Raw genomic sequence first — 23,812 nt, 5'->3', positions numbered from 1 at the left:
GAGGTTCCGGGTGCCGTCGGCGGGGATCCGGGTCGTGCTGTCGGCCCGAGGGTGCGGTCAGCCGCCGCAGCAGCCACCCGTAGCAGAGCGCACGTCACGGGTGATCTCGTTGCGGGCGGCCAGTTCGGATTCCGGCGGATAGTCGACCCCGACCAGACACAGACCCCGCGCATCGGCGACCGGGATCTTGCTGTTGCGGGTGGTCTCGGTCAACAGTCCCCGGCACCAGTCGACGTTGCGGCGTCCGTCCCCCACGCTCGCGACCGCGCCGACGAGCGAGCGCACCATGGACCAGCAGAACGCGTCGGCGCTAACCGCGCCGATCAGCACCCCGTCGTGGTCACGGTGCCAGGAGAATCGTTGGAGATCGCGAATGGTGGTCGCCCCCTCGCGACGCCGACAGAACGCGGCAAAGTCGTTGAGCCCCAACAGACTCTCCGACGCACCATTCATCGCATCGACATCCAGGGGGCGTGACCAGGTCGCCGTGGACCGCGCATGGATGGGTTCGGATCCCCAGCGCGCGTCGGTCAGCCGGTACATGTAGTGCCGCCGTAGCGCCGAGAACCGGGCGTCGAAATCGGCGCTGCCACGCTCGATACGACGCACCCGCACATCATCCGGCAACATTTTGGCAAGCCGCCCGACGAGTCGTGACGGGTCTCCCGCGATGGACCGTGTGTCCAAACACGTTTCGGGTACGTCGGTGTGCGCGACCTGTCCGGTCGCATGCACCCCGGCGTCGGTGCGGCCCGCGACGGTGAGCCGGACGGGGACCCGCAGCACCGTCGACAGTGTCTCCTCGAGCAGCTCGCATACGGTTCGCTGCCCGATCTGCCGCGCCCACCCGGCGAAGTCGGTTCCGTCGTAGGAGATGTCGAGGCGCAGACGACAGAACCCGCCGTCACCGGATGCGGTGACGGCGGGCTCTGACAGCGCGTCTGGACTCAGTCGTCCGACTTCTTCTCGTCGGCAGCAGCCTCGGCACCTTCGCCCGTGGCAGCAGTACTCGAAGCGTCGTCGGCGACCTCGGTCTCGGCAGCCGCGTCCGCCTCGACGGCCTCAACCACGTTCTCGGCCTCGGTGGCCTCAGCGGTCTCGGCGGCCTCGTCGGCGTCGGCAACCTGCTCGGCAGCCTTCTCCTGTGCCTTCTGCGAGGCGGCGACGCGGGTCGCGCGGCTGGCCTCACTGGACACGGTCGACTCACGCACCAGCTCGATCACAGCCATCGGGGCGTTGTCGCCCTTGCGCGGCAGCGTCTTGATGATGCGGGTGTAGCCACCGGGACGGTCCGCGAAGAACGGACCGATCTCGGCGAACAGGGTGTGCACGACATCCTTGTCACGGATGTCCTTCATCACCTCGCGACGGTTGGCCAGCGAGCCGCCCTTGGCGTGGGTGATCAGCTTCTCGGCGTACGGGCGCAGCCGTTTCGCCTTCGCTTCGGTGGTGGTGATGCGGCCGTGCTCGAAGAGCGAGGTGGCAAGGTTCGCCAACATCGCCTTCTGGTGGCTGGCCGACCCGCCGAGGCGGGCACCCTTGGTGGGCTTGGGCATTTCTCTTCTCCTAGAAGAAACTCACGATCTCACGACCGGAAGTCAGGGGTGGGCGGCAGCTCAGAGCTGCTCGGTCTCAGCGAAATCCTCACCGGAATCGGCGTCGAAGGACGCGTCATCCGACCACGTACCGGTCGCCGGGTCGTAACCGGCCACCTGCGACGGGTCGAAGCTGGCCGGGCTGTCCTTGAGCGACAGACCCAGCGCATGCAGCTTGACCTTGACCTCATCGATCGACTTCTGCCCGAAGTTGCGGATATCGAGCAGATCCGACTCGGTCCGGGCCACCAGCTCGCCGACGGTGTGCACACCCTCGCGCTTGAGGCAGTTGTAGGACCGCACGGTCAGCTCCAGATCCTCGATCGGCAGGCTGAACGACGCGATGTGGTCGGCCTCGGCCGGCGACGGTCCGATCTCGATGCCCTCGGCCTCCACGTTGAGCTCCCGGGCGAGCCCGAACAGCTCGACCAGGGTCTTGCCCGCGGAAGCCAGCGCGTCACGCGCGGTCATCGAGTTCTTGGTCTCCACATCGAGCACGAGCCGATCGAAGTCGGTGCGCTGCTCGACACGGGTGGCCTCGACCTTGTAGGTCACCTTGAGCACCGGCGAGTAGATCGAGTCGACCGGAATGCGGCCGATCTCGGCGCCCGACGCCTTGTTCTGCACGGCCGGCACATAACCGCGGCCCCGCTCGACGACGAGCTCGATCTCGAGCTTGCCCTTGTCGTTCAGGGTGGCGATGTGCAGGTCAGGGTTGTGCACGGTGACACCGGCCGGAGGCACGATGTCGGCGCCGGTGACGGTGCCCGGACCCTGCTTGCGCACGTACATGGTGACCGGCTCGTCCTCTTCGGAGCTCACCACGAGGCCCTTGAGGTTCAGGATGATGTCGGTGACGTCTTCCTTCACCCCGGGGACGGTGGTGAACTCGTGCAGGACACCGTCGATGCGGATGCTGGTGATCGCAGCGCCGGGGATCGACGAGAGCAGGGTACGACGGAGCGAGTTGCCGAGGGTGTAGCCGAAGCCCGGTTCGAGAGGCTCGATGACGAACTTCGAGCGGTCCTCGGCGATGATCTCCTCGGTCAGAGTGGGTCGCTGTGAGATGAGCATTTCTTGTGTATCTCCTTGTGGCCGACCGCTATTTGACGGCCTAGAAGTGGACCGAACAGCTTGGGCTGTTTGGTTGGACTGCTCGAGAACTACTTGGAGTAGAACTCGACGATGAGCTGTTCAGACAGCGGAACGTCGATCTGGGCGCGCTCGGGCACCTGGTGCACGAGGATGCGCAGCGTCGACGGAACCACCTGCAGCCAACCCGGCACCGGACGATCGCCGACGAGCTCCTTGGCGATCTGGAACGGGACGGTCTGCAGCGACTTCGGACGGACGTCGATGATGTCGTACTGGCTGACGCGGTAGCTGGGCACGTCGACATTCACACCGTTGACGGTGAAGTGGCCGTGGGTGACCATCTGGCGGGCCTGACGACGGGTCCGGGCCAGGCCGGCGCGGTACACGACGTTGTCGAGGCGGGTTTCGAGGATGCGCAGCAGCTCGTCACCGGTCTTGCCGGTACGACGGTTCGCCTCTTCGTAGTAGCGACGGAACTGCTTCTCCATCACTCCGTAGGTGAAGCGTGCCTTCTGCTTCTCCTGCAGCTGAAGCAGGTACTCGCTCTCCTTGATCCGCGAGCGGCCGTGCTGGCCGGGCGGGTAGGGGCGACGTTCGAACGCCTGATCGCCGCCGACGAGGTCGACGCGCAGACGACGGGACTTCTTGGTTGCGGGGCCGGTATAACGAGCCATTTTTCTTTTACCTCTTCCTTTCCCGCTTAGACCCGACGCCGCTTGGGCGGACGGCAGCCGTTGTGCGGCTGCGGGGTGACATCAGAAATGGTGCCGACCTCGAGGCCGGCGGCCTGCAGCGACCGGATGGCGGTCTCACGACCCGAGCCCGGTCCCTTGACGAACACGTCGACCTTCTTGACGCCGTGCTCGGCGGCCTTGCGTGCAGCGTTCTCCGCCGCGAGCTGAGCCGCGAACGGGGTGCTCTTGCGCGAGCCCTTGAAGCCGACGTGACCCGACGACGCCCAGCTGATGACGTTGCCGTTGGGGTCGGTGATCGACACGATGGTGTTGTTGAACGTCGACTTGATGTGTGCGTTGCCGTGCGGGACGTTCTTCTTATCGCGACGGCGTGCGCCCTTCTTGGGGCCTGCGCTACGTGACTTAGGAGGCATTACTTCTTCTTCCCGGCGATGGTCTTCTTCGGGCCCTTACGAGTACGGGCATTGGTCTTGGTGCGCTGTCCGCGGACGGGCAGGCCACGACGGTGGCGCAGACCCTGGTAGCAGCCGATCTCGATCTTGCGACGGATGTCGGCCTGCACCTCGCGGCGCAGGTCACCCTCGACCTTCACCGAGGCCTCGATGTACTCACGCAGCTTTGCGACGTCTGCGTCGGTGAGATCCTTCGCGCGCAGGTCGGGGCTCAGCCCGGTGCCCTCGAGGATCTCCTTGGAGGTGGTACGGCCAACTCCATAGATGTAGGTCAGTGCGATCTCCAGCCGCTTCTCACGGGGGAGATCCACACCAGCAACACGTGCCATGTGGCAGATTTCCTTTACTTCTCAGAGGTCTGCTCCTGGTCCGTCCCCGACTCTTCTCTACTGCTTGTGCTGCGGGGCTCCGGCCTCTGAACCGGAGGTGGGCGCCGACCCGTTTGTCGACGCTGGTGCCAGGAGGGCTTCACAATGTGCTGTTCAGCTCTGTCATCGATATTCAGTTATGTTTCTCAAGCGACCCCGAGGGTTGCGAGTGATCAGCCCTGACGCTGCTTGTGACGCAGGTTCTCGCAGATCACCATGACCCGGCCGTTGCGGCGGATCACCTTGCACTTCTCGCAGATCGGCTTGACGCTCGGCTGAACCTTCACGTCCGCTTCTCCTTGAATGGTCCAGGCACGACGAAAGCCGCACCTGTCGGTGTCCTCACCCGAAATTCGGGGGAAGTCCTACTTGTACCGATAAACGATGCGCCCACGACCGAGGTCGTAGGGCGAGAGTTCCACGACGACCCGGTCCTCGGGCAGGATGCGGATGTAGTGCTGCCGCATCTTGCCGCTGATGTGGGCGAGAACCTTGTGACCGTTCTCCAGCTCAATGCGAAACATCGCATTGGGCAGGGGTTCGATGACTCGTCCCTCGACCTCAATGGCCCCGTCTTTTTTCGCCATGTCCTCCGCGATCCTGGCCGCTCATCCGATTGGCCCGGTTGACTCCGTGTTTATCCGTTACGGTGTTGGCACCGAGTCGGCTGACCGGTACCGGTGGTGGGTGTCCCAACCCGGCCCCACGTGTACAAACTCGTTGTCGACACGCCGAGGCCGGCATGCGACGCACACCGACGTTCTATGTTACGCGAACTGCTGTAACAGACCAAACCGCCCACTTGGACCGCGCTCGCCGGGTCTGCGGTGAAAATAGAGCCGTGGCTGGTTTCTTCTCCGTCCGACTCGCACCCGGCCTGCGGATCAGTGCCTCGCGGCGCGGTCTGCGCGCCCACGTCGGACCACGCGGCGCGCGTCTGCACGTTGGTGGTGGCCGCACCGGCGTGTCCACCGGGGCCGGTCCGTTCACCTACTACACGAGCCTCCCCCGGCCCGGGGGCACCGGGACCGCCGCCGCATCGCGGCAGCTCGTCGAGGTCCGCACGCAGGCGCAGCGGGCGAAGCTCGGGCAGGCGCAAGAGATTTCCGCGACCCTCGACGCGATCATGGCGATCCACCGCACCGAGTTCCCCCCGGCCATCCGACCGCAAGCACCCCCGGCACCGCCGGTCGACTTCGCCCCGATCCTGGCCGGACACCGCAAAGCCGCCAAACGTGCCACGAGCGTCTTCGACCGAACGGCTCGAAAGAACGCGCTCGCGTGGGCCGAGCACAACGCCCGCCTCGAATGGGAGCACGTCAACGCCGGGCGCGAAGCGGAGCGTGCCCACCGGCAGGCCGATGTGGATGCCTGGTGGGCGAGGCTGTGCGGCTGCGATCCCGACACGGTCCTCGCCGCGCTCGCCGCGGCCTTCGAGGACAACGAGGCTGCCGCGGCCGCGGTCGGGGTCAGGGGCACCGAGGTGTCGCTGGTCGTCGAGGTGCCGGCCGAGGACGCGATCCCCGAACGGCTGCCGACCACCACCGAGGCCGGCAACCTGTCGCTGCGCAGGATGACCAAGACCGAGGTCGCCGAGTTCTACATGGCACTGGTCGCCGGCTACGTGCTGGTCACACTGCGCGAGGCGTTCGCCGTCGCGCCCGGGCTCACCGCCGCACGGATCGTCGCGGTCCGCGCATCGGGCATCAACGCTTATGGTGCCCGTACGGCCGAGGTGATTCTCGCAGCCCGATGCACCCGCATCGCCCTCGACGGCGTGCGGTGGGATCAGGTCGACGCCACCCGGATCATGGACGACTGCCTCACCGATCGCCTCACCAACCGCAACGGCCGGACCGGCGCGCTGCGCCCCGTCGACCTGACCGACGAGCCCGATCTGCGGGCCGTCGTCGATGCTTTCGACCTCGACGACGACGACGTCGCGGCCTTCGACGTCGACTCCGCAGTGTGACCCCGCGGCCCCGTCATCCCGTCATCCCGTCATCCGACGACGCGCGCCCGCCGATCGAGCGCAACCCGGTGGTCAAACATCCACGCCTGCGCTTTCTCGGTGACGACATACCGGAAGACGAGCCGCATCGCCGCGTCGTTGAGGACCCGGCGAATCCCGCGGGGGATTTTGGTGCTGCTCGCGCGCCCCCTCCGGCGACGATCCGCTCCGCCGAGCGGCGCCGGGTGTGCTCGAGACCTTGTCACAGCGTCCTTTCACGCCTATCCTCGCTGACAGTGACGTCAGCGTCAGCGCCGGTGGCGCAGATGCCGAATTGATGAGGAGCAGGAGAATGGGCAGGATAATCGTGGCAAATCGCGGCGAGATCGCGGTTCGGGTCCTTCGGGCAATCGGTGAGGCCGGAGAGGAATCCGTCGCGGTGTATGCACGCGACGACTCCGGGGCAGCCCATGTGAACCGGGCCGACGCGTCAATCGAGCTGCCCGGAAACGGCCCGGCGGCTTACCTCGATATCGGCGCGGTAATTGCGGCTGCCGTCGCCTCCGGCGCCGACGCTCTTCATCCCGGCTATGGATTCCTGAGTGAGAACGCAGCACTCGCGCGCGCCACGCGAGATGCCGGGGTTGAGTTCATCGGTCCCTCGCCTGAGGTTCTCGAGACCCTGGGTGACAAGACGGCCGCCCGAGCCCTGGCCGAAAAGTGCGGTATCCCGGTCGTCCCCGGGACGACCGGGGCCACTTCACTCGAGGAGGCGAATGCGTTCTTCGGTGCGCACGGTCCCCTGATGATCAAGGCCGCGGCCGGTGGCGGCGGGCGAGGCATGCGCGAGGTGCACCGAGTCGGCGATCTCGACGAGGCATACTCCCGTTGTGCCTCCGAAGCGCGCTCCGCGTTCGGCGACGACACGCTGTTCGTCGAGAAGCTGATCGATCGTCCGCGCCACATCGAGGTCCAGATTGTCGCCGACCACAGCGGCGCGGTAACGCATCTATGGGAGCGCGACTGCAGTATCCAGCGCCGTCATCAGAAACTCATCGAGGTCGCTCCGAGCCCACGCCTGGCAGAGGGGTTGCGTGACCAGATTCTTGCGGCCGCCCTGCAGGTCGCGGCCACCGTCGGGTACCACGGCATCGGCACCGTCGAATTCCTTGTCGGCGACGATGAGTTCTGGTTCATGGAAGCCAATCCGCGTCTGCAGGTCGAACACACCGTCACCGAAGAAATCACCGGCGTCGACCTCGTCGCGACGCAGATCAGGCTGGCCGGCGGCGCGCTGCTCGCCGACTGCGGCCTGGATATGCCGCCTGTCCCCCGCGGATTCGCGATCCAGGCGCGAGTGAACGCCGAGACCGTCGAGGCAGACGGCAGCCCACGCGCCAGTTCCGGGAATCTCACGGCCTGTCGGCTCCCGTCTGGTCCCGGTGTGCGTGTCGACACCGCCGCGTATCAGGGTTGGACGCTCAGCCCGCGCTACGACCCATTGCTGGCCAAGGTCATCACCCGGGCCGACGACTTCGCCGCCGCGGCCCGCCGCTGCGCGAACGCCCTCGAGGATCTCGAAGTCACCGGCGTCGGCACGAACCGTTCCCTGCTGCACGCCGTGATGACCGATCCCGAGTTCACCACCGGAGTCTTCGACACCGGCTACCTGACCGACCGTCTGCCAGCCCTGCTCGACCATGAACTCCCAGATCGTGCCGGCCCCGCCGCGACAACGCGGTTCGACGACTCGTCAACGACCGACCGGCATGCCGGTGGACTCGAGATACCCGCGGGCGCGCACGTCGTCCGAGCACCGATGGCGGGGGCGGTGCTCACCATCAGCGCCGACATCGGTGAAGCCGTGCGAGCCGACGGTGTGGTGGCGGTACTCGAATCGATGAAGATGGAACACGCTGTGCGCACCGATACCGAGATTCGCGTCATCCGGTGCCTGGTGGCGCCGGGCGAGGTTGTCGAAGCCGGGGCACCCATGCTGCTCGTCGACACCGCGACCGACTGGGCGACAGCTGCATCTCGTACCGGTCATGTCTCCGGGCAGGACGGCGACTGGTCCGCCGAGGTCGCCGAGATATCTCGCCGCAAGGGGTTCGCCGCACAGATGGGTGGCCCCGACAAGGTCGGGCGGCACCATGCGGCGGGGCGGCTCACCGCACGCGAGCGCATCGAGTCGTTCGCCGACCGCGGAACGTTCGCCGAGATCGGCGCGCTCACGGGATTCCCCACCGGGCATGACAACGGGCAACCTCGGTCCGTGCTTCCGGCCAACTTCGTGGGCGGCACCGCCCGGGTCGATGGCCGCAAGGTGGTACTCGGCGTCGATGACTTCACCGTTCGCGGCGGCGCAGGCGATGCCGCGATCCACGCCAAACAGGTCTTTCTCGAGGAGTACGCGAACGAGATGCGCCTTCCGATGGTTCGCCTGCTGGACGGACAGAGTGGCGGCGGCTCGGTCAAGATGGCCCTCGACGCGGGCTACACATACGTCCCGGCCAACCCGGGCTGGGATGCGGTCATCGACAGCCTGTCGGTGATACCGGTCGCCGCGGCGTGCCTGGGGCCGACGGTCGGACTGGGTGCCGCTCGACTGGTGACGTCGCACTTCTCGGTGATGGTCGATGGGGTCGGTCAGGTGTTCACTGCGGGTCCACCCGTCGTCGAGAACGCCACCGGCGAACGACTCACCAAGGAAGAACTCGGCGGCAGTGCGGTCCATCGCGACAACGGGATCGTCGAGCGCATCGTCGCCGACGAGCAGTCCGCGTTCACCGTCATCCGCGACTTCTTGTCGTATCTGCCCACCAACGCGTTCGAGCTCCCACCCGTTGTCGACTCCGCCGACCCGGTCGACCGCCGCGAGGAGTCGCTGCTGTCCGCCGTTCCACGCAACCGGCGTCAACCCTACGTCATCGACGACATCCTCAGCGGAGTCTTCGACGGCGGTTCGGTCTTGCGATATGCAGAATATGGCGGCGGCACGTTGACCGCGCTGGCACGCCTGGACGGCCACCCCGTCGGGGTGATCGCCGCCGATCCGCTCTGCGGCGCCACCATGTCGGCTGAGGGGGCTCAGGCACTGACCCGGCTGGTCGACCTGTGCGAGACCTTCCATCTGCCCGTCGTAAGTCTCACCGACCAGGCCGGGATGACGATAGGCCTGGAAGCCGAACGACGCGCGACAATCCGCCACGGAGCACGGGCCATCGCCGCGGTGTACCAGGCCCGGGTCCCGCAGGCCGAGGTGATCGTTCGACGGGTCTACGGCGTCGGCGGCGCAGGTATCGTGAATCGACATCGCGCACTGCGGAGTTGGGCGTGGCCGTCGGGCGACTGGGGCTCACTCCCGGTACAGGGCGGCGTCGAGGCGGCATTCCGCGCACAGATCGAAGCAGCCGACGATCCAGCCGCGGAGGCACAGCGTCTGCGCGACGAGATCTCGGCGCTGGGTTCCCCGTTCCGCACCGCGGAGAGATTCGGCGTGGCCGACATCATCGACCCGCGCGACACCCGCCAGTTGCTGTGCGAATGGGTGCACGACGCTTACCGAGTGTTGCCGACGCTCGTAGGCCGACCCGCCTTCGGCACACGCCCCTGAATCCGCTCCACCAAACCTGTTGACCAGAGGAATCTTTCGATGACCGCACGCACTCTGCCCGAGCTACACGTACACGACGACGAGCTGCTGCGCATGCTCGCCGAGCATACGGAATTGATCACCGACCGCCTCGACCACTGGGCACAAACCCGGGGGGAGCGCACATTTCTACACTACGGCGAGGACGACCTGAACCTGACCTACGCCGAGTTCGGTCGACTCACCGATCACATCGCCGGCAACCTCGCGAACCGCGGAGTCCACAAGGGGGACCGCGTCAGTGTCCTGACGACGAACTCGTATCTCGCGTCGGTGCTCATGTTCGCGATCTGGAAGACGGGTGCAATCTACTGCCCGGTGAATTTCGCATACACCGGAAAGCTCCTCACCTACCAGCTCAACGATACCGAGCCGATCCTGCTGGTGACCGATGCGAGGCTGATCGGCGTCGTCAATGATGTTGCCGCCACACTCAATTCGCCGCCGATGATTACGGTTTTCAACCCGGCACAGGGTATGCACGACCACGTTCCAGACGTCGTCACACCCGATGCGCGGTATACCGTCGTCGAGTGGGCAGACCTCGTCGCAGAGTCGGACCGGCCCGATATCGAGGTGGACTTCGACGACCCGGCCAACATCGTCTACACCTCCGGGACCACCGGACCCCCAAAGGGTGTGCGACAGCCCTATCGCTGGATGGCCCAGTACACCTTCGGATTATGCGCGCCCCTGACCGAGGACGACGTCATTTACAACGACCTGCCGCTTTATCACGTCGGCGGCGCCATCGCCAACGTCGGTCGCGCCGCGTGGGTCGGCTGCGAGGTCGCAGTATGGGACCGCTTCAGCCCCAGCGATTTCTGGCGCCGCATCAAGTCCCGCGGTGTCACCACCGCAATCCTGCTCGATGTGATGATCCCGTGGCTGATGAATGCCGTGCCGAGGCCCGACGATCGAGCCAACACACTCAACAAGGTGTACATGCAACCGCTACCGCTGCACCATCATGAGGTCGCAAGCCGGTTCGGTTTCGACTTCGTACTCGCGGGATTCGGCCAGACCGAATCCGGCGCACCACTGATTGCGCTCCTCGAAGAGACCATCGAGGGCGGCGGCACTCCCGCCCAGCGATATCGCGGCCTCGACCATGCGTCGATCATCGACCGCGCCGCGCGCCTCGGTATCCGGACCATTGACGGCTCGGCTGTCAAACGCAAAGGCTTCATGGGCAGGCCCGGACCGTTCTGCGAGGTCACGATCCGCGACGAACACGATCGAATCTGCGCTGTGGGCGAGCCCGGCCAGCTCGCGCTCCGGCCCCGACTACCCGCACTGACCATGCTCGGCTATCACGGCAAACCCGAGGCCACCATCAAAGCATGGCGAAATCTGTGGTTGCACACCGGCGACGCGGCAGTGATGGACGAGCGCGGAGACTTCTATTTCGTCGACCGCCTCGGCGACCGAATCCGGGTGCGCGGCGAGAACCTCTCCTCGTTCCAGGTCGAAGACATGCTCAACCAGCACCCAGGGGTCCAGTACTGCGCCGCGTTCGCCATCGACTCCGACGACGGCGACGAGGATTGCGTGGTTGCCTTCGTCGTCCCGACGCCGGGAGATGCTGTCACTGCCGACGACATCCATGACCATGCTCGCGCGGTGATGCCCAAGTACATGCGTCCGAGTATCGTTCGCATCGTGGACGATCTCCCACGTACGGCGACCAATAAGATCGATAAGTACAAGCTGCGCAAGCAGATCCTCCAAGACTTGGAGTCATCGTGACCGAGCCGGCCGCGTGGGGACGCGCCCGCAGCTCCCGGGAGGGCAAGGACCACGAGACGCGCACCGCATTGCTGGAACGGGCCGCGGAAGTGTTCGCAACAGAAGGCTATGCGGCAACCACCATCGCAGACATCACCGCGGCGGCAGGTGTGTCTCGTGCGTCGTTCTACCTGTACTTCACTTCCAAGGCAGATGTCTTCGCGTCCGTGGCAGTCGCCGTCCGCGACGATTTCCTCGCTGCCCACGAGATGACCGGGGTCGACGAGACGGATCCCGTTGCGCTGGGTCGTGCATCGAGCGCTGCTTTCCTCAGGGCCAACACCAGGCATCACGACCTGATGGCGGTCATCGAGCATCAATCCCTGTCGGACGAATCGATCGCCGCGATCTGGTCCGAGATCAGGGAACGACCACGCCGTCGCATGGTCCGTTATGTCGAGCAGCTCACCGAGCTCGGCTTGGCGTCGCCCGCCGCCGACGCCGAGTCGGTGGCAACTGCGGTGGTGGGTATGTTCGCCGAGTTCGCACACCAAAGGATCACCGATCCGTTGGAGTTCGAGCGGACCGTCGACGCATTGAACGCGATGTACCTGAGGCTTCTGGGGGCCGAGCCGCTTGAGTCCGACCCGATGGTTCTGCAGGACGACCCGTCCTAGAACATCCATCATTGCGACTTTTCGGTGACCGAGTACCGGAACCCACGACGATGTCCTTGAACAGCCACGCGATTTCCTGTGGTGTCTTGGCGCGGCCCGATCGGGCACCAACGGTCACGATCTTCTCGACGCGCGCGTCTCAAGCCGGCTACGGGATGCTGGCCCTCGTCTACCCCGACCAGCCGTTGCTGTCGATGACGCACGCCAAGAAGCACTTCGGCGCCTACCTGTTCTCCGATGAGGCGGTGGCAGCGGCCGCACCGGACTCGAGGGTTCGGCCGCGGCAAGGGCACGGCGCGATTCACGCGTGGACGCCGCTGGCAGCTGAGTCCAGATGAGTCGATTCCCGCGGGGTGAGCGCCGAACCTGGCACACTCGCTGCCATGTCCGCGTTCTTGATTCGCTCCGCGTTCACCGGATTCGCGCTGTGGATCGCAACCCTGATCGTGCCGGGTCTCTCTTTCGTCGGCGGGACCACCGGCTGGGAACAGTTCGGCATCGTCGTCGTGGTGTCGCTGATCTTCGGTGTGGTCAACGCCTTCATCAAGCCGATCGTGCAGATCCTGTCGATCCCCCTCTACATCCTCACGCTCGGCCTCATCCACATCGCCATCAACGCGTTCATGCTGGAGATCACCGCCTGGATCACCCGTAACACGACGCACTGGGGACTCGAGGTCGACAGCTTCTTCTGGTCGGCGATCTTCGGCGCCATCGTCATCTCGATCGTGGGATGGATGCTCGATCTATTGCTCAAGGAGCCGATATGATCTTGGGTCGCACGACATTCACCCGACTGCTGACCCTCGTGGCCATCGACGTCGACTCCGCGGTCTGACCCCGCGGCCCCGTCATCCCGTCAACCCGTCATCCGACGACGCGCGCCCGCGGATCGAGCGCAACCCGGTGGTCGAACATCCACGCCTGCGATTTCTCGGTGACGACATGCCGGAAGACGAGCCGCATCGCCGCGTCGTTGAGGACCCGGCGAATCCCGCGCGGGGTCTTGGTGCTGCTCGCCCGTGCCCCGACGGCGACGATCCGCTCGACCCGGGCCCGTCGGGCCCTCTCGAAACCCTCGAAACCGGCCTCGATCGTCGTCGCGGCCGCCAACGACGACGCCATGACGACCGCATCCTCCAGGGCCATCGAGGCGCCCTGCCCCGAACTCGGTGCGGGCGCGTGGATCGCATCCCCGACCAGGCCGAGCCGGCCCCGGTGCCAGACCGGAACCGACGGCAGGTCGTAGGTGTTGTCCGCGGCGAGTTCGAGGCGACCTCGCGCGATCAGTCCGGCGAACGGGCCGGCATCCGGAGCTGCCAACGCGCCGAGCCGGTCGCGCCACCCCGACTCCGAGGTGGCCGACCGCTGCGCACCCGAGATCGGTGCCTCCGGCACGTTGACGAACCACACGACGTCGCCGGTCGGCGTCGGCAGGGCGCCGAAGAAGGCGCGACGTCCGAACACGAAGTACCAGGACTCGGCGGGCAACGTCGCCGCGATCGTCGGATCGTGGGTGACGCCGCCGAAGTTGGTGAGCCCGACGTAGCGGCCCGTCGGCGTATCCGGGTCGATCGCGGTGCGTATCGCGGAGTGGATGCCGTCGGCACCGATGACGAGATCCCCGGTCAGGCGCGTTCCGTCATCGCACACCACCGCGGCGCCGCGAGCGTCCTGCTCCGCACCCGACACACGCACACCGTCGAGGACCTCGATGCCCCGTCGTCGCGCCTCGTCGACGAGCGCTCCGGCCAGCCGCGGTCGTTTGAATGACAACGCGGGGGTGCCGTCGGGCAGCGGTGTCCCCAGCGACAGCGCACCGAGTCCCCGCCCGGTGGCGCCGACGATCACATTGCGCCTCGTCGGCACCCCCAACGCGCGCACCGGACCGAGTGCGTCGAGGACATCGAGGGCCGCGAGTCCGTTCGGCGAGATGGTGAACCAGGAGCCCTCGTCGCGATCGGTCACCGACCTCGCCTCGATCACGACAGGTTCCACACCAACCGCCCGCAATGCCATCGCGGTCGCCGGTCCGGCGATTCCTCCACCAACTATCACAGCCCGCATGTCATGATCCCTTCGTACGAAACTTGTACCTTTCAAAAATCGAATCTTTCGTATTTCGAAAGGAAACCACGATGGCCGTCTCACGTCAAGAGGCGATCGGCGCCGTCGGCCGCGCTCTACAGGGCTATCAGCGCACGGTGCAGTCCTTCGACGACGCCGTCGCGCGCCGGCTCGGCGTCGGCCCGGCCGACCTGCGCTGTCTGGACTGGCTGTCGGAGGCCCCGCGCACCGCGGGCGAGCTGTCGGTGGCCACCGGTCTGCGGCCGGCCGCGACGACGGCTCTCATCGATCGGCTCACCGACAAGGGGTTCGTCCGGCGCATCGCCTCGCCCACCGATCGCCGCCGCGTCCTCGTCGAGCTCACCGACGAAGGGCGACAACGGATCTGGGAGTGCTACGGCCCGATGGTCAACGAGGGTCAACATTTGTTCGACGGGTATTCGGCGGCCCAACTGGCGATGCTCGGCGCGCTGCTCGACGAGATGTCGGCCCTCACCGAACGACACCGCGAACACATCGAGAACCAGACCTGAGAGGCACTCATGGGAACCATCGACGACTACCTCGGCGGCCTCGACGACCACGACCGCGCAGCAATCGAACGTGTCTATGCGATCGCGCGCGAACTCGTACCCGAGGCCGAGCAAGGCACGAGCTACGGGATGCCCGCGCTCATTTATCACGGCAAACCGCTGTTGTCGGTGATGCGTACCAAGAAGCACATCGGCGTGTATCCGTTCGGCCAGGACGCGGTGACCGCGGCGGCACCCCTGCTCGACGGGTTCGACCACGACAAGGGCACGATCCGCTTCCAGCCGAACACACCACTACCCGACGACACGATCGCGGCGTTCGTGCTGTTTCGGCGCGATCAGATCGGCTAGCGAGCCTCGAGCCCCAGACCGACCACCACGCGGCCCGATGGGTACACCGCCGAACCGGTCGAACCTGGCACACTGGCTGCCATGTCCGCGTTCTTGATTCGCTCCGCGTTCACCGGATTCGCGCTGTGGATCGCAACCCTTATCGTGCCGGGTCTCTCCTTCGTCGGCGGGACCACCGGCTGGGAACAGTTCGGCATCGTCGTCGTGGTCTCGCTGATCTTCGGTGTGGTCAACGCCTTCATCAAGCCGATCGTGCAGATCCTGTCGATCCCCCTCTACATCCTCACGCTCGGCCTCATCCACATCGCCATCAACGCGTTCATGCTGGAGATCACCGCCTGGATCACCCGTAACACGACGCACTGGGGACTCGAGGTCGACAGCTTCTTCTGGTCGGCGATCTTCGGCGCCATCGTCATCTCGATCGTGGGATGGATGCTCGATCTATTGCTCAAGGAGCCGGTATGAGTTCTGGTCGCACTACCGTCACCCGACTGCTGACTCTGGTGGCCATCGTCGCGGCGGTCCTCGGGGTGGCCGCCTGCGGCGACGACGGCGGCGACGGCGACAAGCCACGGACGGTGACCGTGGTCGGCTCGGGCAAGGTCACCGGAACCCCGGACACGCTGCGCGCGGACATCGGTGTCGAGGCCACCGCGGCCGACGTCTCGAGTGCGCTCAACGAGTCCAGCGCCCAGGTCACCAAGGTGACCGACGCCGTCGTCGCGGCCGGAGTGGACCGCAAGGACATCCAGACCCAGCAGGTCAGTCTGACCCCGCGATATTCGACGGCCGCACCCGGCGGTTCCTCGGAGATCACCGGATATCAGGCCACCAACACCATCCGGGTGACCATCCGCGACCTCGCCAAGGCATCGGACATCCTCGCCGCAGCGGCCACCGCCGGCGGCGACAACACCCGCATCGGCAACGTCGCCTTCGCCATCGACGACGATTCGGAGCTGATGAAGCAGGCCCGCGAGGCCGCGTTCGACGACGCGCGGTCGCGCGCCGAACAGTACGCCTCGCTGGCCGGCGATTCACTGGGCAAGGTACAGACCATCACCGAAGAGACCAGCGGCCAAACCCAACCGGTCACCGTGCAGCGCGATGCCGCCGCGGCATCACCGGTTCCGATCGAGCCGGGCGAGCAGACGCTGACCTTCTCGGTGACCGTCACCTACGCATTGACGTGACCGCATTGACCTGAACCGCCGACGATCAGGTCTGTGGTTGCGCCGACGCGCCGAGTTCGGTGGCGATCTCCGCGCCCCACTTCCGGATCTGATCCCAGTCGCGGGAATCGCGGAACTCCTCGGGGGTGTTGCGCGCCATCGCCTTCTCGATGAAGCCGTGCGGGTCCTCCGGAATGCGCCCGGCGAAGACCACGTGACCGCGCACCCCGACCGACTCGGCCAGCCCGAGCACATGATGGGGCTCGAGCCACTTGGAGTCCTCTTCGAGCTCCTTGTCCACGTTCTCCCCGACCGGACCGGACGTGAAGATCCAGAACGGGACCTGCTTGAGCGCGTCGAGATTGTGTTTGAGGAAGGTTCGCGCGTGCCGCAGCCAGCGGCCCGTGTACATCGCGCTGCCGAGGACGACGGCGTCGTAGCCCTCGGCGCTCGTCTCCCCGGCTTCGAGGCACTCGACATCGAGCCCGTGCGCGCGCAACTCGTCGGCGATGGCGTCGGCGATCTCCGCGGTCGAGTGATGCTTACTTGCGTATGCGACCAGCACCTTTGTCATGACTCAAATTGTCCGCCGCTGACTCTCGTGTGAGCCAGGGCACAAGGACTCACGCGCACACGCCGCGTTCGCGCGCATGTAGCGACGTGAGCGTAGAGGTGAGGAGTGCGCGTTTGCAGCGGACGGCACGCCTGCCCGGTCACCGCCGAGTCCGAGCCCATGGCACGCTGATGCGCATGCGTGCTGTGGTTCAACGTGTCACCGAGGCCTCCGTGGTCGTCGACGGCAAGAAGGTCGGCGAACTCGAACTCGCCGACGGTACCCAGGGGCTCGTCGCCCTCATCGGCGTCACCCACGATGACACGCCCGAGCGGGCCGCCGCCCTCGCCGACAAGATCTGGCGGCTGCGCATCCTCGACCCCGACGACGACGGCAGGGAGCGCTCGGCCTCCGACGTCGATGCGCCGATCCTGGTGGTCAGCCAGTTCACGCTGCATGCCAACACGGCCAAGGGCCGCCGTCCGTCGTGGAACGCCGCGGCACCCGGCCCGGTGGCGCAACCGCTCGTCGACGCGGTGGTCGACGCGCTGCGCTCGGCCGGTGCGACGGTCGCCACCGGCGAGTTCGGTGCGCACATGCACGTGCGGTTGGTCAACGACGGCCCGGTGACCCTGATCCTCGACGTCTGATCTCCGGGTCACCGTCACTATCGTTGAGTCCGTGGGACGTATCACGACCCAAACACGGGTGACCCGGATCCGGCGCGACGCGGCGCCGACGACACGCGCCGACGTCCTCGCCGTGGAGGAACCCCTCGAGATGCGGGTGAACGGCCGGCGTCTGGCGGTGACGATGCGCACCCCGGGTAACGACGTCGAACTCGCGGCCGGTTTCCTGGTCGCCGAGGGCGTGATCACCCGGGCCGGCGACGTCTCGGTCGCCCGCTACTGCGCGGGAGCCACCGGCGCCGACGACCTGACCAACACCTACAACGTGCTCGACGTGACCCTCGCACCGGAGGTGGACCCGCCTGGTCCGGAGTCGTCCCGCAACTTCACCACCACAAGTGCGTGCGGCGTGTGCGGGAAGACGAGCATCGAGTCGGTGACCCTCCGTTCGGCGTTCGACCCGGCCGACGACGGCCTTCTCGTCGACGCCGACGCGATGCTGCGGCTCCCTGACCGGCTCCGCGCCGGACAATCGGTCTTCGACAAAACCGGTGGCCTGCACGCCGCCGCGCTCATCGACGGGCACAGCGGTGAGATACGGGTGCTACGCGAGGACGTCGGACGGCACAATGCGGTCGACAAGGTCATCGGCTGGGCTGTGCTGGCCGATCTGCTCCCACTGCGCGGGCACATCCTTCAGGTGTCGGGGCGGGCCAGTTTCGAACTCGTGCAGAAGGCGGCGATGGCCGGGGTCCCGGTGCTGTCGGCGGTCTCGGCACCGTCGTCGCTGGCGGCCGAGCTCGCCGAGGAACGCGGGATCACGCTCGCCGGGTTCGTCCGCGGCGACTCGATGGTGCTCTACGCGCGGCCCGATCGGGTGCAGGTGACCCCCGCACGATCCTCGTCGCACATCTGAGGGTCCCACCCGCAGCGCCAACCGAGCGGAGCACCAACCGGGTGCTAACCGTCACCCGACGACGCCGCCAACCGAATGAGCTGCGCCGGGGTGGCGTCCGGCAGATACGCACGGCTGATCGCCAACCCGATCCGCGGAAGATCCGCCTCGTCCCGGTACGCGAGATACACCGGTTCATAGCGGGGGTTGAACTTCTTCTTGAAGGTGTGCAGCGACCGGAACCCGTAGAACGGCTCCAATGCCGCACCCAGGCTGTCGAGGACACGATCCATGTGCTCGGCCTCCTCGGCCTCACCCGTGTGTGCCAGCGGCGCCCCGGACAGCGAGATGAACTCTGCCCCTTCGTCTTTGAACGCATGCGCGGACGACGCGATCAGGTACTCGACCACCGGGCCGAAACCGTCGGTGCGTCGGCGCATGATGTCGAGGGTCCAGCCGCGGACCACACCCGTGGGCCCGAACACGGGCAGCCACGACAGCACGCCGTGCACGCTGCCGTCGCCATCGAGGGCCAACGCGACACGGACCTCGGGATCCAGCGCCTCGTCGACGGTGCCGAGGGTGAAGCCCATCTCCGGTAATCCCTTGTCGCCGACCCACTCCTCGGAGATCGCCCGCACCTGGGCCTTGATCGAGAACGGTTCGTCGGCGAGGACCGTCATCCGAAACGAGATGCCCTCCTTGCGCGCCTTGTTCAGAGCCGACCGCACGTGCTGCCACTTCTTGCCCTTGAACTCGAGATCGGGCAGGTCCACGATCGTGTCCTCGGCGATCTGTACACTGCGCCAACCGAGTTCCTCGGCCGCACGAGCGGTGGCGGAGCCGACCGAGAACCAGCACGGTGTCTTGCCGGTGCGCTCGGCGAGATCGATGAAGCCCTTCACGGTCGGCGCCAGGCGCGCCTCGTCGCACACGGGATCGGCGAGTGCCAGCAGTGTGCCCATGTGATTCTGGTAGGCGACTACCCCGTCGCCGTCGTCGGAGAACAGATAGTCGTTACCCGGCCACGTGATCATCCACGACATGGTCCCGCCGCCGTGTTCACGCAGCAGCTCCCTCACCGCGTCGAGGGGGTCCTCGCCGCCGGTCGGGCCGACATGACGCACCCGCCACGGCACGCGGAACGCGAAGCGGCCCGGGATCAGGATGGCAAGCAGCACCACCCACAACAGGGTCGTGCCCACCGTGACGTTGCCGGACGTCTCGAAGTCCCGCGTCACGGCGAGGATCACCACCACGATCACGGTCGCGACCACGTTCAGCGAGCCGAGCACCACTACCACCCACCACGCCCAACGACGCCCGCGGCGTAGCTGATCGGCGATCAACACGTTGATCACCACACCGATGAGCAGCCCCACGAACGATTCGTCGTCGCCGGTATCGGTCGGGCCGAACGGACCACTGGTCGGAAAGAACCACACGACCACACTCGCCGCGGCGATGATGAGTACACCCACGCACGCCAGCAGCCGCACCTCGCGTCGGGTCCGGGGCAGCAGCCCCTTCTCCCCCGAGCTGTACCATTTCTCGCCGACCGCGAGCATCACCACGACGACCACGACAAACTCGGCCGTCGCCAATGTGCCTTCGAACAGGAAGGTGATGGCCACCGTCGCCGCCAACAGCGCCCGAATCCGCAACCGCCACGGGGATCGCAGGGTGGCCGTGGCCGCCGCGAGCGCAGCCACGACCATCGTCATCGCACCGCCGGCGCGGGCATCGGAGAGTTCTCGCGCCCATTGCCAGGACAAGTCGCCTCGCGTGACCAGCCACAGCAGCGCCGCACAGATCAACTCGGCGGACACGAGTCCGCCCACCGCCACGATGGCCACCCGAGCCGTCCCCAGACGCCACTCCGCCCAGCCGATGCCGAAGCCGATCGCGACCAGGGCGAGGACGTAGGTACCGGGACTGGGCGCGATGACCGCCGAGGACAGCACGGTCCACCACTTGCCGTCCTCCAGGGCCGGCAGACCGAATGCGACGTCGGCATACCAGCCCTTGTCGGAGGCCCGGCCCCAGAGTGAGCCGGTCGTAACGGCGACGACGAACACCATGACCCACAGCCCGATGGTGAAAGGGAGTCGGCGCAGTGCGGCGATCACGGGATCGAAGCCGTGTGACGGGGCGTCGAGTGCGGACTCGTCCGTCATGGTCGTCGCTCACCATCCGATCCGGGGCAGCCGATGACTCGGTGCGGTCACCGGGTCGATCCTAAGTGGTGCTGTTCGGAAATTCGTCGGGGTATTTCGGTGGAGCGATAGGCGACTGGCAAGGCGGAGGAGGGAGCGATGACAGCGTCATCGTGACCGACGACAACGCCGCCAGTCGTTCATCGAACGCCGAAGACCCCCGACGAATTTCCGAACAGCACCACTAAGACGTCAGGTTAGCAATCGGCGCACAACGCGCAATTCGGATCCGCCGGGACCGGCAATCATTCCGGGCGCGGGGTGAGAATCAGGGGCCCGTCGGCGGTGACCGCCACGGTGTGCTCCCAGTGTGCGGCACGGGAACCGTCGTCGGTGACGACGGTCCAGTCGTCGTCGAGGACAGTGGTCTCGGTGGTGCCGAGGGTGAGCATCGGTTCGATCGCCAGGGTGGAGCCGACCACCAGCAACGGACCGCGGTTCGGTTTGCCCTCGTTGGCGAGGAAGGGTTCCATGTGCATCTCGCGGCCGATGCCGTGACCGCCGTAGCCCTCGACGATGCCGAAGGAGCGGGAGAACTTCTGTTCCGCGGCGCGGGTACCGCGTTCGATCGCGTGTGAGACGTCGGTCAGCCGGGCGCCGTCGACCATCGCGGCGATCCCCGCCTCCATCGACAGGCGCGTCGCCTCCGAGAGTTCGGCGTCGGCCTCCGACAGGTCCCCGACACCGAAGGTCCACGCCGAGTCACCGTGCCACCCCTCCAGGATGGCACCGCAGTCGATCGACACGAGATCGCCTTCGGCGAGGATCACCGCGGCGGACGGGATGCCGTGCACGACGACGTCGTTGACCGAGCTGCAGATCGACCCGGGGAAGCCGTGATAGCCCTTGAACGAGGGCACCGCGCCGGCCTCACGGATGACGGTCTCGGCCACCTCGTCGAGTTCGAGGGTGCTCACCCCCGACTTCGACGCGGCCCGCACGGCCACCAGCGCCCGGCCGACGACGGCACCGGCCGCGGCCATGGCTTCGAGTTCACCCGGTGACTTGAACGGCACCGGTTTCGGTTTACGAAATGCCATGGACGCGGCCGATCTCCGTCGTTGAGCGTGTCGAGGTCAGGAGACGCCGGCGCCGAGCGCGCTCAGCACACGCTGGTGCACGTCCTTGACGTCACCCACGGCGTCGATGGTCTTGACCTGGTCGCCGTAGTACTCGAGCAGCGGAGCGGTCTCAGAGGTGTAGACCGACATGCGGTTGCGGATGACCTCTTCGGTGTCGTCGGCGCGACCACGGGCCAGCATGCGCTCGACCACGACGTCGGTGTCGACCACGAACGACAGCACCGCGTCGAGCGAGGTGTCGAGTCCGGCGAGGATCTCGGCGAGAGCATCGGCCTGCTCGGTGGAGCGGGGGAAGCCGTCGAGGATGAATCCCTTGGTGGCGTCGGGCTCGCCGACGCGGGCACGCACCATGTCGACGGTGATCTCCGGCGGCACCAGATCACCGGCGTCGAGGTAACGCTTCGCCTCGATGCCGATCGCCGTGCCCTGCGAGATATTCGCACGGAAGAGATCTCCGGTGGAGATGTGGGGAATGCCGAGGGCTTCGGAAAGCAGTTCTGCTTGCGTACCCTTGCCGGCACCGGGGGGGCCGAGAAGAACGAGTCTCACTTGAGGAACCCTTCGTACTTGCGTTGCATCAATTGACTGTTGACTTGCTTCATCGTGTCCAGACCCACACCGACCATGATCAGGACGGCCGTGCCCCCAAATGGCAGGTTCTGTACACCACCGCTGTTACCGATCTCGAGGAACAGGTTTGGCAGTACCGCGATGATACCGAGGTAGATCGAGCCCGGCAGAGTGATGCGGCTGAGGACGTAGCCGAGATAGTCGGCCGTGGGTTGTCCCGGACGGATGCCGGGGATGAAGCCGCCGTACTTCTTCATGTCGTCCGCGCGCTCCTCCGGGTTGAAGGTGACGGCGACGTAGAAGTACGTGAAGAAGATGATCATCAGGAAGTACACGGAGATGTAGACCCAGCTGCTGGGGTCCGTCAGGTACTGGTTGATCCATCGTTGCCAGCTCGACTGTTCGCCGGTGGAACTCTGGGTCAGCTGGATGATCAGCTGCGGTAGGTAGAGCAGCGATGAGGCGAAGATCACGGGGATGACGCCGGCCTGGTTGACCTTGAGCGGCAGGTATGTCGACGAACCGCCGTACATCTTGCGGCCGACCATGCGCTTGGCGTACTGCACGGGGATGCGACGCTGACCCTGCTCGATGAAGACCACACCGATGACGATCAGCAGCGCCGCGAGGCAGACGAGACCGAACACCAGGCCACCGCGGGTGTCGAGGATGTTCTTACCCTCGGCCGGGATGCGGGCCGCGATGCCGGCGAAGATGAGCAACGACATACCGTTGCCGACGCCGCGTTCGGTGATCAGCTCGCCGAACCACATGACCACACAGGCACCGGCGGTCATCACCAGCACGATGATCGCAAGTCCGAAGATGGACTGGTCGGCGAGGATCTGATCGCCTGTCGAACAGTCCGCGAGCAGCTGACCTCGGTCGGCGAGTGCCACGATGCCGGTGGACTGCAGCAGCGCGAGCGCCACGGTGAGGTAGCGCGTGTACTGCGTCATCTTGGCCTGGCCGGATTGGCCTTCTTTACGCAGCTGTTCGAAGCGCGGGATGACCACGGTGAGCAGCTGCACGATGATGCTGGCGGTGATGTAGGGCATGATGCCGATCGCGAACACCGACAGCTGCAGCAACGCGCCGCCGGAGAACATGCTGATCAGCGAGTAGATATTGGCCGAGCTGCCCTGCGACACCTCGTCCAGACAGGCGTGGACGGTCTTGTAGTCGACACCGGGCGAGGGAATGGTCGCACCAAGTCGGTACAGCACCAGGATGCCGATGACGAAGAGGATCTTCTTCCTCAGGTCAGGCGTCCGGATGGCCGCGACAAGGGGGGAAAACACTTATTCCTCCTAGGAACGACCACGCGGGGATCCTGTAGCCCCCACGTGCTCGGCAATCGACGTTGATCGAAGCGTCAAGACAACGCTTGCACTGTAACAGTCACGTCTCGACCACCCGACGCCGCAACGGACCCGCGTCCGCCGGGTTCGGGTGCACCGACGCCGACACCGCCGGAAGGCGGGCAGCGTGTCTCCACACTGCCCGCCGCCGGCGGTCTCATGAC

26 protein-coding genes are annotated in these 23,812 nt (G+C 66.2%); 12 read left to right on the top strand and 14 right to left on the bottom strand.

Features of this window, described 5'->3' with window-relative positions:
• Window positions 1-57: 57 nt before the first annotated feature.
• From truA to infA, 8 genes are all read right to left on the bottom strand, one after another.
• Window positions 58-936, bottom strand: a complete 879-nt coding sequence (gene truA, locus GORHZ_RS25125) for a tRNA pseudouridine(38-40) synthase TruA (protein ID WP_083877435.1) — start codon at window positions 934-936, stop codon at window positions 58-60.
• 11 nt (window positions 937-947) lie between these two features.
• Window positions 948-1,556, bottom strand: coding sequence for a 50S ribosomal protein L17 (rplQ, locus tag GORHZ_RS25120; protein WP_006338098.1), 609 nt, complete (start codon window positions 1,554-1,556; stop codon window positions 948-950).
• A 60-nt stretch (window positions 1,557-1,616) separates the two neighbouring features.
• The gene (locus GORHZ_RS25115; protein ID WP_006338097.1) at window positions 1,617-2,669 is read right to left on the bottom strand and encodes a DNA-directed RNA polymerase subunit alpha; all 1,053 of its coding nucleotides are present in this window, start codon (window positions 2,667-2,669) and stop codon (window positions 1,617-1,619) included.
• A gap of 89 nt (window positions 2,670-2,758) precedes the next feature.
• Window positions 2,759-3,364 carry a 30S ribosomal protein S4 gene (gene rpsD, locus GORHZ_RS25110; RefSeq protein WP_006338096.1) on the bottom strand — a complete coding sequence of 202 codons (606 nt, stop codon included), beginning with the start codon at window positions 3,362-3,364 and terminating at the stop codon, window positions 2,759-2,761.
• Window positions 3,365-3,390: 26 nt separating this feature from the next.
• Window positions 3,391-3,798, bottom strand: coding sequence for a 30S ribosomal protein S11 (rpsK, locus tag GORHZ_RS25105; RefSeq protein ID WP_006338095.1), 408 nt, complete (start codon window positions 3,796-3,798; stop codon window positions 3,391-3,393).
• On the bottom strand, window positions 3,798-4,166 hold the full coding sequence (rpsM, locus tag GORHZ_RS25100) for a 30S ribosomal protein S13 (RefSeq protein WP_006338093.1): 369 nt from the start codon (window positions 4,164-4,166) through the stop codon (window positions 3,798-3,800). The genes rpsK and rpsM overlap by 1 nt, the downstream gene beginning before the upstream one ends.
• A 212-nt stretch (window positions 4,167-4,378) precedes the next feature.
• A complete protein-coding gene (gene rpmJ, locus GORHZ_RS25095; protein ID WP_005207978.1) occupies window positions 4,379-4,492 on the bottom strand; it encodes a 50S ribosomal protein L36 in 114 nt (37 codons plus the stop codon).
• 78 nt (window positions 4,493-4,570) lie between these two features.
• Window positions 4,571-4,792, bottom strand: a complete 222-nt coding sequence (infA, locus tag GORHZ_RS25090) for a translation initiation factor IF-1 (RefSeq protein ID WP_005170487.1) — start codon at window positions 4,790-4,792, stop codon at window positions 4,571-4,573.
• A 254-nt stretch (window positions 4,793-5,046) separates the two neighbouring features.
• Between infA and GORHZ_RS25085 the strand changes: the two genes are divergently transcribed.
• The 6 genes from GORHZ_RS25085 to GORHZ_RS25060 all read left to right on the top strand — a co-directional run bounded on the left by GORHZ_RS25085 (window position 5,047) and on the right by GORHZ_RS25060 (window position 12,986).
• Window positions 5,047-6,177, top strand: coding sequence for a DUF4236 domain-containing protein (locus GORHZ_RS25085; RefSeq protein ID WP_006338092.1), 1,131 nt, complete (start codon window positions 5,047-5,049; stop codon window positions 6,175-6,177).
• Between the two features lie 331 nt (window positions 6,178-6,508).
• A complete protein-coding gene (locus tag GORHZ_RS25080) occupies window positions 6,509-9,772 on the top strand; it encodes an acetyl-CoA carboxylase family protein (RefSeq protein ID WP_006338091.1) in 3,264 nt (1,087 codons plus the stop codon).
• Between the two features lie 39 nt (window positions 9,773-9,811).
• Window positions 9,812-11,560 carry an AMP-binding protein gene (locus tag GORHZ_RS25075; protein ID WP_006338090.1) on the top strand — a complete coding sequence of 583 codons (1,749 nt, stop codon included), beginning with the start codon at window positions 9,812-9,814 and terminating at the stop codon, window positions 11,558-11,560.
• Window positions 11,557-12,216 carry a TetR/AcrR family transcriptional regulator gene (locus GORHZ_RS25070; RefSeq protein WP_006338089.1) on the top strand — a complete coding sequence of 220 codons (660 nt, stop codon included), beginning with the start codon at window positions 11,557-11,559 and terminating at the stop codon, window positions 12,214-12,216. The genes GORHZ_RS25075 and GORHZ_RS25070 overlap by 4 nt, the downstream gene beginning before the upstream one ends.
• Before the next feature lie 86 nt (window positions 12,217-12,302).
• The gene (locus GORHZ_RS25065) at window positions 12,303-12,554 is read left to right on the top strand and encodes a hypothetical protein (protein ID WP_157205357.1); all 252 of its coding nucleotides are present in this window, start codon (window positions 12,303-12,305) and stop codon (window positions 12,552-12,554) included.
• A 45-nt stretch (window positions 12,555-12,599) separates the two neighbouring features.
• On the top strand, window positions 12,600-12,986 hold the full coding sequence (locus GORHZ_RS25060) for a phage holin family protein (RefSeq protein WP_040533415.1): 387 nt from the start codon (window positions 12,600-12,602) through the stop codon (window positions 12,984-12,986).
• A gap of 97 nt (window positions 12,987-13,083) precedes the next feature.
• Here GORHZ_RS25060 and GORHZ_RS25055 read toward each other — a convergent pair whose 3' ends face one another.
• Window positions 13,084-14,283, bottom strand: a complete 1,200-nt coding sequence (locus tag GORHZ_RS25055) for an FAD-dependent monooxygenase (RefSeq protein WP_040533402.1) — start codon at window positions 14,281-14,283, stop codon at window positions 13,084-13,086.
• A gap of 71 nt (window positions 14,284-14,354) precedes the next feature.
• Between GORHZ_RS25055 and GORHZ_RS32020 the strand changes: the two genes are divergently transcribed.
• The 4 genes from GORHZ_RS32020 to GORHZ_RS25035 all read left to right on the top strand — a co-directional run bounded on the left by GORHZ_RS32020 (window position 14,355) and on the right by GORHZ_RS25035 (window position 16,363).
• Window positions 14,355-14,816: a MarR family winged helix-turn-helix transcriptional regulator gene (locus tag GORHZ_RS32020; RefSeq protein WP_006338085.1), complete on the top strand. Its 462-nt coding sequence runs from the start codon at window positions 14,355-14,357 to the stop codon at window positions 14,814-14,816.
• Window positions 14,817-14,825: 9 nt separating this feature from the next.
• Window positions 14,826-15,167, top strand: a complete 342-nt coding sequence (locus GORHZ_RS25045) for an iron chaperone (protein ID WP_006338083.1) — start codon at window positions 14,826-14,828, stop codon at window positions 15,165-15,167.
• 81 nt (window positions 15,168-15,248) lie between these two features.
• A complete protein-coding gene (locus GORHZ_RS25040; protein WP_006338081.1) occupies window positions 15,249-15,635 on the top strand; it encodes a phage holin family protein in 387 nt (128 codons plus the stop codon).
• Window positions 15,632-16,363 carry an SIMPL domain-containing protein gene (locus GORHZ_RS25035; protein ID WP_006338080.1) on the top strand — a complete coding sequence of 244 codons (732 nt, stop codon included), beginning with the start codon at window positions 15,632-15,634 and terminating at the stop codon, window positions 16,361-16,363. Before GORHZ_RS25040 ends, GORHZ_RS25035 begins: the two co-directional genes overlap by 4 nt.
• Window positions 16,364-16,388: 25 nt before the next feature.
• On the opposite strand, the gene GORHZ_RS25030 is transcribed toward GORHZ_RS25035, so the two are convergent.
• Entirely contained in the window at window positions 16,389-16,916 is a 528-nt protein-coding gene (locus tag GORHZ_RS25030) for a flavodoxin domain-containing protein (RefSeq protein WP_006338078.1), read from the bottom strand.
• Window positions 16,917-17,092: 176 nt separating this feature from the next.
• Between GORHZ_RS25030 and dtd the strand changes: the two genes are divergently transcribed.
• Both dtd and fdhD read left to right on the top strand, forming a co-directional pair.
• The gene (gene dtd, locus GORHZ_RS25025) at window positions 17,093-17,545 is read left to right on the top strand and encodes a D-aminoacyl-tRNA deacylase (protein ID WP_040533413.1); all 453 of its coding nucleotides are present in this window, start codon (window positions 17,093-17,095) and stop codon (window positions 17,543-17,545) included.
• 31 nt (window positions 17,546-17,576) lie between these two features.
• Window positions 17,577-18,440: a formate dehydrogenase accessory sulfurtransferase FdhD gene (gene fdhD / locus GORHZ_RS25020; protein WP_040533400.1), complete on the top strand. Its 864-nt coding sequence runs from the start codon at window positions 17,577-17,579 to the stop codon at window positions 18,438-18,440.
• Between the two features lie 44 nt (window positions 18,441-18,484).
• Here fdhD and GORHZ_RS25015 read toward each other — a convergent pair whose 3' ends face one another.
• The 4 genes from GORHZ_RS25015 to secY all read right to left on the bottom strand — a co-directional run bounded on the left by GORHZ_RS25015 (window position 18,485) and on the right by secY (window position 23,588).
• Window positions 18,485-20,596 carry a bifunctional lysylphosphatidylglycerol flippase/synthetase MprF gene (locus tag GORHZ_RS25015; RefSeq protein ID WP_006338074.1) on the bottom strand — a complete coding sequence of 704 codons (2,112 nt, stop codon included), beginning with the start codon at window positions 20,594-20,596 and terminating at the stop codon, window positions 18,485-18,487.
• A gap of 284 nt (window positions 20,597-20,880) precedes the next feature.
• Window positions 20,881-21,675 carry a type I methionyl aminopeptidase gene (gene map, locus GORHZ_RS25010; RefSeq protein WP_006338073.1) on the bottom strand — a complete coding sequence of 265 codons (795 nt, stop codon included), beginning with the start codon at window positions 21,673-21,675 and terminating at the stop codon, window positions 20,881-20,883.
• A gap of 36 nt (window positions 21,676-21,711) precedes the next feature.
• Window positions 21,712-22,266: an adenylate kinase gene (locus tag GORHZ_RS25005; protein WP_006338072.1), complete on the bottom strand. Its 555-nt coding sequence runs from the start codon at window positions 22,264-22,266 to the stop codon at window positions 21,712-21,714.
• Window positions 22,263-23,588, bottom strand: coding sequence for a preprotein translocase subunit SecY (secY, locus tag GORHZ_RS25000; protein ID WP_006338071.1), 1,326 nt, complete (start codon window positions 23,586-23,588; stop codon window positions 22,263-22,265). The genes GORHZ_RS25005 and secY overlap by 4 nt, the downstream gene beginning before the upstream one ends.
• Between the last annotated feature and the right edge of the window lie 224 nt (window positions 23,589-23,812).

The sequence above is a fragment of the Gordonia rhizosphera NBRC 16068 genome (assembly GCF_000298195.1).
Classification (GTDB): domain Bacteria; phylum Actinomycetota; class Actinomycetes; order Mycobacteriales; family Mycobacteriaceae; genus Gordonia; species Gordonia rhizosphera.
This window is presented reverse-complemented; position numbering and strand designations above follow the sequence as displayed.